The sequence below is a fragment of the Propionimicrobium sp. BV2F7 genome (assembly GCF_000510445.1).
Lineage (GTDB): Bacteria > Actinomycetota > Actinomycetes > Propionibacteriales > Propionibacteriaceae > Propionimicrobium > Propionimicrobium lymphophilum.
Window position 1 is genome coordinate 104,945 of record NZ_AZIS01000003.1, and the last position, 13,505, is coordinate 118,449.

Here is a 13,505-nt window from a genome sequence, read left to right on the forward strand (position 1 = left end):
CCACCGCCAAGTTGCCGGTGGGTTTAGCAATTTTTGGAGGAATCCTGTCCAACCAGCCGAATCCTGATGACGGTCTGCGTGTTTTATCCGTGCCAGCGAACGTTGACATGATCAATGTGCTTGGGCCTCGCGACGAATTTCTGCGGTTGTTGGAGGGTGCGGTCGCAGCTGATCTGCACGTCCGTGGAAACGACATTACGGTCACCGGAGACCCGGCTAGCGTCCAGAATGCCGTGGATATTCTCACCGAGATGGTTACGATCGTCAGAATGGGGCAGCCTCTCAGCTCGGAAAAGGTAGAACGAATCATCTCGATCGCTACCGATACAGGCGGAGATGTGCACGCTTCCGAGGTGCTTACCGCCAACATCCTGTCTACTCGCGGCAAAACTATCAGGCCCAAGACGATAAATCAGAAGCGATATGTTGATGCGATCGATGCCCACACGCTCACTTTTGGTATCGGCCCGGCAGGAACAGGAAAAACATATCTGGCTATGGCCAAAGCAGTGCAGGCGTTACAGGAAAAGCAGGTTAATCGGATTATTCTCTCGCGTCCGGCCATCGAAGCGGGGGAGAGGCTCGGATTTTTGCCGGGTAGCCTGACCGACAAGGTGGATCCTTACTTGCGTCCGCTATACGACGCTTTGCACGACATGTTAGACCGCGATCAGGTTCCCAAATTATTTACTTCGGGCGTGATCGAAGTAGCTCCTCTCGCCTACATGCGCGGACGCACTCTTAACGATGCTTTTATCGTTCTTGACGAGGCTCAAAACACCACTGCCGAGCAAATGAAGATGTTCTTAACTCGCATGGGCTTCAATTCAAAGGTTGTAGTGACGGGCGATATCACCCAGGTAGATCTGCCAGGCGGGACCTCCAGCGGCCTTAAAATCGTGCAGAAAATTCTTTCAGGTATAGACGACATCGCCTTTTGCCAGCTGACTTCGAAAGACGTCGTTCGCCACAGGCTGGTCGGCAAGATCGTTGCGGCATACGACAAATACGATGCGACGCTCGAACAGGCACTCACGAACCGAGGCAGAAAATGATTGATATCAACAACGAATCAGGCACTCAAGTAGACGAGCAGCGCCTAGTCAGACTCGCCGCTTTCGCTCTCGACAAATTGCGCATTCATCCGCAGGCTGATTTGTCGCTGGTTTTGGTCGACGAGGAAACCATGGCCGGATACCACGAACGGTTTATGGACCTTCCGGGGCCTACGGATGTAATGAGCTTCCCGATGGACGAGCTCAGGGTGCCGAAAGACGGCGAAGAACCGCCGAATGGCTTACTCGGCGATATCGTCATATGCCCTCAATTCACCAGCGCTCAAGCGCCCGAAAACGGACGCGAGCCTGAGGAAGAGATTGATTATCTTCTGATTCATGGCCTGCTGCATCTGCTCGGCTACGATCACGCAGAACCCGATGAAAAGGCCGAAATGTTTGGTCTAAACGACCGGATAATTGCTGATTGGAAGGCCGGCCCGTTAAATGAGTCTTAATCAGTGGATTTGGCTGGGGCTAGCGGTAGTTTTTTCCTTTCTAGCCTTTCTGGTGATGACGGTAGACACCGCACTTTCATCTATGACGAAAGCTCGCGTCGATGTCTTCGTTGAGGAAGGCAGGAAGAATGCCCCCAAGCTTAAAGAGATTCTGGAGGATCCGGCACCGACGCTAACCGCAGTTACCTTGCTTAGGGTCGTCTTCGAGATAGTAACTTGTGTCCTGTTTGCCATGCTGGTCTTCAGCCTCGCCGATGCGCTTTTACTGCGCTTGCTGATCACAATCGCCGTTTTGAGCATTGTATCTTTTACCATGTGGTGGACGGCGCCTAGGACCTTAGGAAAACTGCACGATGAGAAACTGGCGCTTGGCTGCGTCAAACTTATTGGATTCGTTTCTTCTTTGGTCTGGCCGATCGGGCAGTTGCTGATCTGGATCACCAACGCGCTGACACCGGGCCCGGGCTGGACCGATGGGCCCGCAAGCCCGGAGGCGGAGAAGATCGAGGTCGCTTCAGACGGTGAGCGAGAAATGATCCGTTCGGTATTCGAGCTTGGCGACACGTTGGTTCGCGAGGTCATGGTTCCCCGCACTGACGTCGTGTTCATCGAGCAGGAAAAATCGATTGGTCAGGGGCTATCCCTAGCTTTGCGTTCTGGGTTCAGCAGGATCCCGGTTGTGGTTAACGACCTAGATGACATTGTCGGTGTTCTCTACGTGAAAGACGCCATGAGCAGGGTTTATTGTGAGCCTGAAAAGCAGCGCACCCAGACTGTTGGCGAGGTCATGCGCGAACCCAAGTACGTGCCAGATTCAAAGCCGATCGATGAATTGCTTCGCGAGATGCAGCTGACCAGGAATCACATGGTCGTGGTGGTCGACGAATTCGGTGGCACCTCTGGCCTGGCCACTATCGAAGATCTAATCGAAGAGATCGTTGGCGAGATCACTGACGAATACGACTCTGAACCAGATCTCGCGCAGGAGGTCGAACCGGGGCTGTGGCGTGTTTCAGCCAGGATGCCGATCGATGACACAGGTGCTTTGTTCGATCTGGAGGTCGACGACGAGGATGTAGAGACCATAGGCGGGCTATTAGCTAAAGAACTGAACATGGTGCCGATTCCGGGCTCCAGCATCACCTGGAACGGGTTGGAACTGACCGCAGAAAGAGCGACAGCCAGACGACACCAGATCGATACCATTCTCGTCCGCAAGTTGGAGCCGCAGGAAGAAACCGAGGAGGAATAAATGTCAGAATTCGTATCGGGTTTCGCCTGCTTTGTCGGCCGTCCGAACGCAGGTAAATCCACACTAATCAATGCGCTCGTAGGGCAGAAGGTAGCTATTACCTCTAGCAAGCCTCAAACGACCAGGCGAGTTGTGCGGGGTATCGTGACTACCCCTAACGCCCAGCTGATCATCATCGATACGCCAGGTGTCTCTAAGCCGCGTTCTTTGCTGCAAACAAGGCTAAACGATCTTGTCTACGAGACTTGGTCGGAGGTTGATGTCGTAGCAGTTGTGCTGCCTGCGAACCAACATGTCGGTCCTGGCGATGAATATTTAGTTTCTGAGCTCGCGAAGCTTTCGAAGCGGCCGAAGATGTTGGCTATCGTCACCAAGACCGACTTGGTGAGCAAAGAACGTCTTGCAAAGCAATTAATCGAGGTCGATGAGCTGGCTAAACGAACTGAGGTCGAGTTCGAACACATCGTGCCTTGTTCTGCGGTTTCCGGCGAGCAGACCGATGACGTCGCCGAAGTGCTGACCAGCCTGCTCGAGCCGGGGCCAAAGTTTTACCCAGATGATGATCTAACCGACCAACCTGACGAGACCTTGGCCGCCGAGATCATCCGCGAGGCGGCATTGGAAGATGTCAGGGATGAGTTGCCGCACTCGATAGCCGTCGAGATCGATGAGATGAGTCTCAAGCCGGATCGACCAAAAGACAAACCACTGCTGCAGATCTATGCTTCGATGATTGTTGAACGCGAATCTCAAAAGGGCATCATGATCGGTAAAGGTGGTTCCAGAATCAAGCAGGTCGGTACCGAAGCGCGCAGGCAGCTCAAGGCTATTTTTGGTGTTCCGATATATCTAGATCTCAAGGTAAAGGTGCTTAAAGACTGGCAGAAGGACGCTAAACAACTCAACCGTTTGGGCTTCTGAAATCTGCAATGTCCAAACTGTGGTGATTTGGCTGGCTAGGCAAATCAGCAGTTAAAATGGAAAACGTGGTTACGCCTAACAGCGCATATTTGCTGCTCCTTGGCCGCCGCAGCGAGGCTAGCTAGCCGTTAAGGGCTAGAGCCAAGCCTCCTCGCTGCGGAGTTTTCGCGTGCCTGGCTTCCATATCTAATACTTTTCTGGAGCGAAATATGTCTAAAATCTCTGCGATTAAGCCTCACGGTTGCCCTTTGCAGCAGCCTTCACCGATGCCTTTCGAGCGGTATCGTCCGTTTCAACCTTTGAAGCTGCCCGATCGCACTTGGCCCGACAAGGAGCTGACGAAGGCTCCACGTTGGTTGTCGACGGATCTCAGGGATGGCAACCAGGCTTTGATTGACCCCATGACTCCTGGCCGTAAACGCGAGTTGTTCGATTTGCTAGTCCGAATGGGATACAAGGAAATCGAAATCGGTTTCCCCGCTGCATCGCAAACAGAGTACGACTTCGTTCGGTCGTTAATCGAGGACGAAGACGCAATTCCCGATGATGTAGTCATCTCAGTGCTTACGCAGGCTAGGGAAGACCTGATCGATCGCACGTCGCAGTCCCTAGTTGGCGCCAAGCGTGCGACCATCCACATGTACAACGCGGTGGCCGATTTGTTCCAACGCGTCGTCTTCCAGAACACCCCAGAGCAGACCAAGGAGCTGGCGAAACAGGGCACTCAATGGGTTGTAAGCGCCATGGAACGTCACCTTGGCGACACCGAGATGGGCTACGAATACAGCCCCGAAATCTTCAGCCAGGCGAACACTGATTTCGCTTTGGAAGTATGCGAGGGGGTCATGGAGGTTTGGCAGCCTGACGCTGATCGCGAGATTATCCTCAACCTGCCTGCTACCGTTGAGATGAGCACCCCGAATACTTATGCCGATCAGGTTGAGTATTTTTGCCGCAACATCCCCAACCGCGAAAACGTCTGCGTATCATTGCACCCTCACAACGATCGTGGCACTGCAGTCGCTGCTGCCGAATTTGCGCAGATGGCAGGAGCTGACCGTGTTGAGGGCTGCCTGTTCGGTCATGGCGAGCGCACCGGTAACGTCGACCTGGTCACTTTGGGGCTCAACCTCTATACGCAGGGGATTGACCCGAAGATTGATTTCTCTAACCTCGATGAAATCCGGCACACGGTTGAGTTCTGCACAGGAATGCCGGTACACGATCGGCAGCCGTACTCTGGAGATCTGGTCTACACGGCGTTCTCCGGCTCGCACCAGGACGCCATCAAGAAGGGCTTGGACGACCTTCAGAACAAGGCAGATGAGCAGGGTAAGACCATTCACGAGATTGAGTGGATTGCTCCTTATCTGCCTTTGGACCCGCATGACGTCGGGCGAAACTACGAGGCCGTCATCCGAGTCAATTCGCAGTCCGGCAAGGGTGGCGTCAGCTACCTGATGAGGACGGACCACAGGCTCGATATGCCTCGCCGTCTGCAAATGGAGTTCAGCAGAGTCGTTCAAAAGTATGCGGACGAAGCTAGCCACGAAATCACCAGTGAGCAGCTGTGGGAATTTTTCGAAAGCGAGTATCTGAAGATGGACGAGCCGCTGAGCGGTTTGGACTTCAACTTCAGAAACGAGCATGGTGTGTACAACATTACTTGCGAGCTGAACTTTCATGGTGAACGCAAGAAGGTCACAGGTCGGGGCAATGGCCCGGTTTCGGCGTTCGTCGATGTTCTGAAGGCGGTTGGGTTCAACGTTCACGTTCTTGACTACGCTGAGCATGCGATGACTTCTGGCGGAGACGCTAAGGCGGCCGCTTACATCGAGTGTGAAATCGGGGAGGGCGAGGATGCAAAGACTCTGTGGGGTGTCGGTATCCACCCCGACATCACGACCGCTTCATTGCATGCCTTAATCAGTGCATGTAACAGGGCATAAAACTGCTTGACCATATCGGTGAAAAGGATTTGCAAATTCCATAGTGCATGGTGCACTATGGAACATAGTTCCCGGCGACTTATTTACCCCTTCTGGGTCGCCGGGAATCTGCTTTATCAGCCGGTTTAAGCTCGAAAAATTATTTTTTAGTCGCCTTTGCGACCTTCAGAGGATCTGTCGACTTAAGAAATCTGTCTCGAAGGAAAATAATTACCTGGCGTCAAGGTAAGTGGTTATTTCACAGTTTCGCTATTGAAAAAATTTTCCATTTGTAAGCTGACCTATCTATTAAGCGTTATGCCTTAGCTCCGCCAAATCGCCTATCGCGGTTCACAAATTTCTCTACCGCATCCCAAAGGTCTCGCCTGTCCCAATCTGGCCAAAGCTTGTCAACGAAGACATATTCGGCGTATGCGGACTGCCAGATTAGGAAGTTCGAGGTGCGCTGTTCGCCTGAGCTTCGGATGAACAGGTCCACGTCTGGGATCTCGGGTTCGTCAAGGTATTGCCTGAAGGATTTCTCCGAAATCTTCGCAGGGTTTATCTTTCCATCCTTGGCATCTTGGGCGATAGCTTTGACTGCATCCACGATCTCGGCTCGGCCACCGTAGTTAACGCAAAATTGCATGGTCATGACGTGGTTATCCGCCGTCTGGATTTCAGCCTCTTCTAGCTCTTTGATTACGGAGTCCCACAATTTCGGCCTGCGGCCAGCCCACCGAACTTTTACTCCTAGAGCATCCAAATCATCACGGCGATTGTGGATGACGTCCCTGCTAAAACCCATCAGAAAGCTGACCTCGCGAGGGTCGCGTTTCCAGTTTTCGGTGCTGAAGGCGTATACCGAGAGATACTTGATCCCCATCTCGATCGCACCTTCGATGACGTCGAAAAGTACGCTTTCGCCAGCCTCATGACCCTTAGTCCTAGGCAAGCCTTGCGCCTTTGCCCAGCGCCCGTTCCCGTCCATTACGATCGCCACGTGTCTTGGTAGCGCCTCGGCAGGGACGTTTGGGGGCGTTACTCCACTCGGATGCGGGGTGGGCTTACGCTTCTCGGGACGCTGGATACTCATAGCCTCAAATTTAGCGCATCAAAGAGTGGAATTAGTTTGTCGTTGGTGGGCACAATGGAGTAAATGCCTACGTATCGAGATCGAGCAGTCGTCCTGCGCACCCACAAACTTGGTGAGTCGGACCGCATCATCACGCTGCTTTCTCGTTCGCGCGGCAAAATTAGGGCGGTCGCCAGGGGAGTCAGAAGGACCTCCTCCAAATTTGGGGCACGGCTCGAACCCTTCAGCCATATTGATGTGCAATTCGCCGTTGGTAGAAACCTTGATGTGGTGGCGCAATGTGAGACCCTTCATGCATTCGGACGTCCATTGGCAACCAACTATCCTGCCTACACTGCGGGCCAGGTGATGCTCGAAACCGCCGATCGGCTAGTGACAGTGGAGGGGGAACCTGCTATCGGTCAGTACCGATTATTGGTTGGTGCTTTGTGGGCACTGGGCTGGCGCACTTCGGATGGTCCCAGGCCTCCGGCAATGATCCTTGATTCTTTCCTGCTGCGCTCACTATCGCTTGCAGGCTATGCGCCTTCCTTGTCTGATTGCGCCCATTGCGGGGCGGCTGGACCGCTGGAATGGTTCTCCCCAGAAAGTGGAGGAGCGGTCTGTGTCTCCTGCAAGCCGCCGGGGGCAGCGAAACCGAGCGGGGCGGCTTGGGGGCTGATGATTTCATTGCTCACCGGCGATTGGCCTACAACCAGGTCGGTAAGCCCTCATACGCAAGCGGAAGTCAGCGGTTTGGTGTCGGCCTTCGTTAACTGGCACCTGGAGCGTGAGCTTCGGGCGCTTCCGATGGTGGATCGCCGCTAGCTACAGTCAGGGCAAAGACCCCAGATCTCTAGTAGGTGTTCGGGCTGTGTATAACCGTGCTTGGCAGCTACCTCTGATGTCCAATTCTCTAGCCAGTTGGGGAACACCTCGATGGTTTTCCCGCATCCCCGGCAGATTAAGTGGTGATGGTGCTCGTCTGAGCAAGAACGGTAGGCGACCTCGCCTTCCTCATTGCGGATCCAGTCGACCTCGTTGTTTTCGGCCATGGACTGCAATGCCCGGTAGACAGTAGCCAGGCCAACGGATTCGCCCGCGTCACGAAGCTGGGCGTGAACCTGCTGAGCGGTTAAAAACTCTTTACTTTCGTCAATGGTCGCGGCGATTAGCTTGCGGCGTTTGGTCTGGCGAGGTGCTTGGCTGGGTGAATTTCTTCTGTCAGTGTTCATCAAAGTGGTCTCCGTGCGGTGCATGCCGGTGACCATTGTGAAGATAATCGACATGGTCGCCGTGCAGCATGGCTGGGTAGTTCTTCGCCTGCTCTAGCGACTCGTGTTCCTCTGCCCTCGGGAAGACTTCCGCAGGTTGTTCTTGCGGAGCTTTCCGGTGACGGCGCTGGATGAAGCTGCTGATTGGTAGGCTAGCCATGTAGACAAGGATAGCCAACACCACAATAGTAGCGCCCGAAGCAGTGTCTAGATAGTAGGAGCATGTCACTCCACCGACGGACGTGAACAGGCCGATCAGCATCGAAAAAACCAAGGACTTTTTAAAGCCTAAAACGATGTTTGAACTAGTTGCGACGGGAACGACCATCATCGCGCTAACTAACAGGAGCCCAACCGTTCGCATTGATACGGCCACGGTTATGGCGGCTAAAACGACGATCAGAATGTTGAATATTCTGGTCGGAACGCCCTGGCTGCGCCCGAAATCCTCGTCCGCGCATACTGCGAATAGCTGCGGTGCCATTCCCAACGAGCAGGCAAGAACTATCGCGGCCATTATCGCGACGACTTTCAGATCGGTCGAGTCAACAGAGGTTAGCGAGCCAAACAGGTATTGCGATAGAGTCCCAGCCCCTTTTCCTGCGATACCAGCCATCAACACTCCCGCAGCCAGACCCCCATAGAAGAGAATAGCTAGGCCAACATCACCGGTTGCTTTTCCGCTTTGGCGGAGCAACTCGATAGCGATAGCCCCAACGACGCAGATGGCAACTGCGACAGGAACGGGGGCATGACCAGTCATCAAGGCTAGGCCAACACCCGCGATTGCGACGTGTCCCAAGCCGTCACCAAGAAGACTAAGCCTGCGCTGCACGATGTATGTGCCGACCGCAGGTGCCATTAGCCCGGTGAGGGTCGCTGCGAGCAGCGCCCTGATCATGAAATCTAAAGTGAAGATGCTCAAGGTTAATCCTGATCAAAAATTCTCAGATGCTTTTGCATCCTGGCGTCTTCGGGGCAGTGCTCCGAGCCGGGGCCGGAGACCAGGTTGCCGTCATAGATGACCCTGCCCAGTTGTAAAACAACGGAACGCTGCAGAAGCGGCTCCATCGCCCCCAGCTCGTGAAGAACAGTGAGAATGGACAGTCCCTGCTCGTTGAGCGATGCCAGCAAGTGAGCAAGCTCGGTTTGGGTGCGCACATCAAGAGCTGCCAGCGGCTCGTCTAGAACCAATAATTTGCTGTGCCCGGCAAGTGCTCGCGCAATAAGCGCACGCTGTTGTTGACCGCCCGAGAGCCGCGCTATTGCGCGATTTTCGTAGCCACCCAGCCCGACTCGTTCGAGAGCGTCGGAGACGGCGAGCCGGTCTTTCTTGTTCGGGATGCCAAACCAGGGGTGCCTGGAGAGTCTGCCGAGCAACACCACTTCGCTGACCGTTGCCGACGGGACTTGTAACGATCCGCGTTGGGGAACGTAGCCGACCTTCGACCAGTCGTGGAAGTGCCCCAAATCTTTTCCGAACAATTCGATGCTTCCCGACGAATACGGAATTAACCCGAGCAGGGTTCGAATCAGGGTCGTTTTGCCGGAGCCGTTACCTCCTAAGAGTGCAACGACCTCGCCGGCGTTGACGTCCAAGTCCACACCATGGAGGATCTGGTGATCACCAAGGAAAACGTCAACGCCGGCGGCGTGAATTACTTTTTCGCTCACTTGCAGCTGTTTGCTTTCCTGAGCGATTCAAGATTCGATTTCATAACTTCAACGTAGTCGCTGCCCCTTGACCCGTCACTTAGGGTTTCAAGAGGATCCAGTACGTCGGTCTTGAGTTTGAGGTCGCTAGCGATTGTTTCGGCAACCTTCGGGGAAACCGTCTGCTCGTAGAAGATCGTGGTCACTTTGCTGGCTTTGGCGATCTCGTGGACCTCTTCGATGCGTGCGGGGCTGGGTTCTTCTTCCGTGGATAGCCCGGAGATCCCGACCTGCTTCAGGTTGTATTTGTCTGCGAGGTATCCGAATGCTGCGTGGTTGGTAACGAAGGTGTCGATCTTGCAGCTCTGCAGGCCTGCGGAGAATTCGCCGTCCAGTTCGCTCATCGACTCGCTCAAGGCCGACGCATTGTTCTTGTAGCTCTCGGAGTGCTCGGGATCAATCTTCGATAGCTCTTCAGCTATGTGTTGACCAATCTCAGAAACGTTCATTGGGTTGAGCCAAACGTGCGGATCGTATTTTCCGTGGTCGTGTTCGCCGTGCTCGTCCGATTCTTCATGCTCGCTGTGATCGTGATCTGTGTGCTCAGCAGAGTCCTTGTGATCTGCGTGGTCGTGGTCGGCATGATCGTGGTCTTCGGAATGTTCTTCTTCGTGCTCGTGGTCGGCGTTGTTAGCCAGCCTAAGCTTCAGAAAAACAGCGGTGTCCAGCACGTGCTTGGGGGACTGCTGGGCTACAGCGTCATCGAGAGCGCTTTGCAACTTGGACTGGTATACCACCAGGTCTGCGTCTTTAACTGCAGATACTTGCTTGGCTGTTAGCTCGAGGTCATGGGCATCAGTTCCGGGGTTGAGCAGGTTCGTCACCTGCGCGTTATCGCCAGCGATTGCCTCTGCTGCGTACTGGAATGGGTATGCTCCGACGATAATTTTTGGCTTCTGCGCAGAAGTCTCGTTTGATTCAGCGGAGCAGCCAGTTGCTAGTGCGAGCGAACCGGCAGCGAAAAGTAGGAATGTAGTCTTAAAAAACTTGTTAAACACGATAATCATTCTCATATTATTTTGGTTAGTTTTCAAATTCATAAAAACTCGATTCGAGACAACATTGCCGAACAGATAACCTATATATGTTGTGTCGGTTCTTTCACCGACCAGGCTCGGTGCCAGCCAGGTATCGAGAAATAGCCCTAATGGGGCCTGCGTAGATGAGGATTTAATGGCTGAAAGCAAGCTGGATAAGGTAATCAACCTTTGTAAGCGTCGCGGTTTTGTTTTCCCCTGTGGTGAGATTTACGGCGGAACTCGTGCCGCCTGGGACTACGGCCCGCTTGGTGTAGAGCTGAAGACCAACATTAGGCGTCAGTGGTGGCAGCATATGGTCACCTCTCGTAGTGACGTCGTAGGTTTGGATTCGTCGGTAATTTTGCCTCGAGAGGTCTGGGTTGCTTCCGGTCACGTAGGAGTCTTCACCGACCCGCTGATTGAGTGCCTGAGCTGCCACAAGCGTTGGCGCGCAGACCAGTTGATGGAAGAATTTGCGGCTCGCAAGAACATATCCGAGGAAGACGTTGCGTTGACCGACGTGCCTTGCCCAAGCTGCGGCAACCGCGGCGAATACACCGAGCCTCGCGACTTCAATATGATGCTCAAGACCACCCTCGGTCCGGTCGAGGATGAGTCGGGTCTGCACTACCTGCGTCCCGAGACAGCTCAAGGCATCTTCGTGAACTTCAAGAATGTGCTCAATTCTTCGCGCATAAAGCCTCCATTTGGCATTGCCCAGATCGGTAAAAGTTTCCGCAACGAGATCACCCCAGGCAACTTCATCTTCCGAACCCGTGAGTTTGAACAGATGGAGCTCGAGTTCTTCGTAGAGCCGGGAACCGATGAGGAATGGCACCAGTACTGGATCGATAACCGCAAGGCCTGGTATATGGACCTGGGCATCAGCGAAGAAAACTTGCGTTTCTACGAGCACCCGCAGGAGAAGCTGTCGCACTACTCGAAGCGCACGGTGGACATCGAATACCGCTTCGGATTCCAGAACAGCGATTTCGGTGAGCTCGAGGGTATCGCGAACCGCACAGACTTTGACCTGAAGACCCACTCCGAGCACTCCGGCACTAACCTCGAGTACTACGATCAGGCTCAGAACAAGCACTACATTCCGTACGTGATCGAGCCTTCCGCTGGTCTGACCCGTTCCTTGATGGCATTCATGGTTGAGGCTTACACCGAAGACGAAGCTCCCAACACTAAGGGCGGCGTAGATAAACGCGTTGTTCTCAAGCTAGACCCGCGCCTGTCGCCCGTTAAGGCCGCTGTTCTACCACTCTCGCGCAACGAGAAGCTTTCTCCGAAGGCGCGTGATCTAGCAGCTGAGCTGCGTAAGTACTGGAACGTCGACTTCGACGACGCACAGGCAATTGGTAAGCGCTATCGTCGTCAAGACGAGATCGGCACTCCCTACTGCATCACGGTGGACTTCGACACTCTTGACGACGATGCCGTGACGATCCGCGAGCGCGACACCATGCGTCAGGAACGCATCGGAATCGACAAGGTCAAGGAATTCCTGGCCGGCAAGTTGATCGGCTGCTAATAATCAACCGGGGTGCGTTCCTTGGAACGCACCCCCATTATTTTTCTTTTTGCCTAGTGAATCTTCTACCTCCGCTAAAACTCAGCGCACCTTCTAACCCAGACGCGCTAGTCGTAAACACTCCTGTTATCCTCGCGCCTATGGCGGGGGTAACCAATGCCGCTTTCCGTCAGCTTTGCGCAGAGCAGGGCGCGGGCCTGTACGTGTGCGAAATGATCACGGCACGAGGCCTAGTGATGGGTGACTGGAAAACCGCGGACATGCTCACGTTCGCCGATAATGAGGTCTTCAGGAGCGTTCAAACTTATGGCGCAGACCCCGAGTCCATCTATGTCGCAGTCGGCATATTGTGCGAGTCGTTCAACGTCAGCCATATTGATCTCAACTTTGGCTGCCCGGTGCCTAAAGTAACTAGAAAAGGCGGGGGTGGCGCCTTGCCATGGAAGCTCGACTTGATGCGAGCTGTGCTGAAGGCCGCTGTAGATTCTGCAGACCGATATGGGGTTCCGGTAACCGCCAAGACCAGAATCGGAATCGACCAGAATCACATCACATATCGCGATTTCGGGCAGATCGCTCAGGACGTCGGCATCGCCGCGGTTTGCCTGCACGGGCGAACAGTATCCGAATATTACGGCGGGCACGCCAACTGGGAGCCCATCGCAGATCTGGTGGAGCTTCTTGATATTCCAGTCATCGGCAACGGAGACATTTGGGAAGCTTCCGATGCAGTTGAGATGGTTAAGCAAACCAACTGTGCTGGCGTTGAAGTGGGCAGGGGCTGTTTAGGAAGGCCTTGGATATTCAGGGATCTCGCCGATGCAATGGCAGGCAAGCAGACGCTTACACTGCCAAACCTGGGGCAGATTGCTGCATTGGCCAGAAGACACGCCCAGCTGCTGATCAAATATAGGGGAGAGCAACACGGTATGCCGGATTTCCGAAAGCACACTGCCTGGTATTTCAAGGGATTCCCCATCGGCGGCGAAATGCGACACGCTTTCGGAATGGTCAGTACTCTAGACGAATACGACGATCTCGTTAGTCAGCTTGATCCGCAAATGGAGTTTCCAGAGAAGCTGCTAGGGAAAACCAGGGGAAGAACAGGACGAGCAAAACGAGTCGCGCTTCCAGACGGTTGGCTAGAAACTCGCAGCGTCGAAGGATTCGATATGAGCGGTGCCGAAGAACACGTCGACGGCGGGTAGTTCCTGCAGGCAGGAATTTTCTTTCTTCAGGTGGCAAGCTGGATGTGTGGCAAAGCTAGAAC

The 13,505-nt window shown here is 54.1% G+C and carries 13 protein-coding genes; 8 read left to right on the forward strand and 5 right to left on the reverse strand.

The genetic code is table 11. From position 1 onward, the window contains the following. Positions 1-107 precede the first annotated feature (107 nt). The 5 genes from HMPREF1255_RS01505 (at position 108) to leuA (ending at position 5,635) form a co-directional block, all read left to right on the forward strand. Entirely contained in the window at positions 108-1,055 is a 948-nt protein-coding gene (locus HMPREF1255_RS01505; protein ID WP_036916915.1) for a PhoH family protein, read from the forward strand. Beyond that, the gene (gene ybeY, locus HMPREF1255_RS01510; RefSeq protein WP_016456305.1) at positions 1,052-1,513 is read left to right on the forward strand and encodes an rRNA maturation RNase YbeY; all 462 of its coding nucleotides are present in this window, start codon (positions 1,052-1,054) and stop codon (positions 1,511-1,513) included. The genes HMPREF1255_RS01505 and ybeY overlap by 4 nt, the downstream gene beginning before the upstream one ends. Then, complete coding sequence (locus tag HMPREF1255_RS01515) at positions 1,503-2,765, forward strand: hemolysin family protein (RefSeq protein WP_024110911.1); 1,263 nt, start codon at positions 1,503-1,505, stop codon at positions 2,763-2,765. The genes ybeY and HMPREF1255_RS01515 overlap by 11 nt, the downstream gene beginning before the upstream one ends. Continuing rightward, positions 2,766-3,686, forward strand: coding sequence for a GTPase Era (gene era, locus HMPREF1255_RS01520; RefSeq protein WP_016456303.1), 921 nt, complete (start codon positions 2,766-2,768; stop codon positions 3,684-3,686). It begins immediately after the preceding gene. Positions 3,687-3,904: 218 nt separating this feature from the next. Beyond that, the gene (leuA, locus tag HMPREF1255_RS01525) at positions 3,905-5,635 is read left to right on the forward strand and encodes a 2-isopropylmalate synthase (protein ID WP_036916917.1); all 1,731 of its coding nucleotides are present in this window, start codon (positions 3,905-3,907) and stop codon (positions 5,633-5,635) included. A 295-nt stretch (positions 5,636-5,930) separates the two neighbouring features. On the opposite strand, the gene HMPREF1255_RS01530 is transcribed toward leuA, so the two are convergent. Beyond that, positions 5,931-6,710 carry an isoprenyl transferase gene (locus HMPREF1255_RS01530; RefSeq protein WP_024110643.1) on the reverse strand — a complete coding sequence of 260 codons (780 nt, stop codon included), beginning with the start codon at positions 6,708-6,710 and terminating at the stop codon, positions 5,931-5,933. Between the two features lie 63 nt (positions 6,711-6,773). Between HMPREF1255_RS01530 and recO the strand changes: the two genes are divergently transcribed. Next, the gene (gene recO / locus HMPREF1255_RS01535; RefSeq protein WP_024110532.1) at positions 6,774-7,517 is read left to right on the forward strand and encodes a DNA repair protein RecO; all 744 of its coding nucleotides are present in this window, start codon (positions 6,774-6,776) and stop codon (positions 7,515-7,517) included. Here recO and HMPREF1255_RS01540 read toward each other — a convergent pair. Genes HMPREF1255_RS01540 through HMPREF1255_RS01555 form a run of 4 tightly spaced genes read right to left on the reverse strand, consistent with a single transcriptional unit; the run spans position 7,514 to position 10,683 of the window. Then, entirely contained in the window at positions 7,514-7,924 is a 411-nt protein-coding gene (locus HMPREF1255_RS01540) for a Fur family transcriptional regulator (RefSeq protein WP_024110724.1), read from the reverse strand. The two genes, recO and HMPREF1255_RS01540, sit on opposite strands and share 4 nt — an antisense overlap. Next, positions 7,914-8,888: a metal ABC transporter permease gene (locus tag HMPREF1255_RS01545; RefSeq protein WP_016456298.1), complete on the reverse strand. Its 975-nt coding sequence runs from the start codon at positions 8,886-8,888 to the stop codon at positions 7,914-7,916. Before HMPREF1255_RS01545 ends, HMPREF1255_RS01540 begins: the two co-directional genes overlap by 11 nt. A gap of 2 nt (positions 8,889-8,890) precedes the next feature. Further along, positions 8,891-9,637, reverse strand: coding sequence for a metal ABC transporter ATP-binding protein (locus tag HMPREF1255_RS01550; protein ID WP_024110736.1), 747 nt, complete (start codon positions 9,635-9,637; stop codon positions 8,891-8,893). Further along, positions 9,634-10,683: a metal ABC transporter substrate-binding protein gene (locus HMPREF1255_RS01555; RefSeq protein WP_231477440.1), complete on the reverse strand. Its 1,050-nt coding sequence runs from the start codon at positions 10,681-10,683 to the stop codon at positions 9,634-9,636. Before HMPREF1255_RS01555 ends, HMPREF1255_RS01550 begins: the two co-directional genes overlap by 4 nt. A gap of 166 nt (positions 10,684-10,849) precedes the next feature. Between HMPREF1255_RS01555 and HMPREF1255_RS01560 the strand changes: the two genes are divergently transcribed. Together HMPREF1255_RS01560 and dusB are read left to right on the forward strand one after the other, a co-directional pair. Beyond that, positions 10,850-12,235 (forward strand): glycine--tRNA ligase, encoded by a 1,386-nt coding sequence (locus tag HMPREF1255_RS01560; RefSeq protein WP_016456295.1) that lies wholly within the window; start codon positions 10,850-10,852, stop codon positions 12,233-12,235. A gap of 56 nt (positions 12,236-12,291) precedes the next feature. Continuing rightward, on the forward strand, positions 12,292-13,443 hold the full coding sequence (dusB, locus tag HMPREF1255_RS01565; protein WP_024110562.1) for a tRNA dihydrouridine synthase DusB: 1,152 nt from the start codon (positions 12,292-12,294) through the stop codon (positions 13,441-13,443). Positions 13,444-13,505: the final 62 nt, after the last annotated feature.

Bases quoted from the DNA above. Each gene is read 5' to 3' on its own strand.
- ybeY (WP_016456305.1), top strand. From the start codon at position 1,052: ATGATTGATATCAACAACGAATCAGGCACTCAAGTAGACGAGCAGCGC.
- HMPREF1255_RS01505 (WP_036916915.1), top strand. From the start codon at position 108: ATGATCAATGTGCTTGGGCCTCGCGACGAATTTCTGCGGTTGTTGGAG.
- HMPREF1255_RS01560 (WP_016456295.1), top strand. From the start codon at position 10,850: ATGGCTGAAAGCAAGCTGGATAAGGTAATCAACCTTTGTAAGCGTCGC.
- era (WP_016456303.1), top strand. From the start codon at position 2,766: ATGTCAGAATTCGTATCGGGTTTCGCCTGCTTTGTCGGCCGTCCGAAC.
- recO (WP_024110532.1), top strand. From the start codon at position 6,774: ATGCCTACGTATCGAGATCGAGCAGTCGTCCTGCGCACCCACAAACTT.
- HMPREF1255_RS01515 (WP_024110911.1), top strand. From the start codon at position 1,503: ATGAGTCTTAATCAGTGGATTTGGCTGGGGCTAGCGGTAGTTTTTTCC.
- HMPREF1255_RS01555 (WP_231477440.1), bottom strand. From the start codon at position 10,683: ATGATTATCGTGTTTAACAAGTTTTTTAAGACTACATTCCTACTTTTC.
- HMPREF1255_RS01530 (WP_024110643.1), bottom strand. From the start codon at position 6,710: ATGAGTATCCAGCGTCCCGAGAAGCGTAAGCCCACCCCGCATCCGAGT.
- HMPREF1255_RS01540 (WP_024110724.1), bottom strand. From the start codon at position 7,924: ATGAACACTGACAGAAGAAATTCACCCAGCCAAGCACCTCGCCAGACC.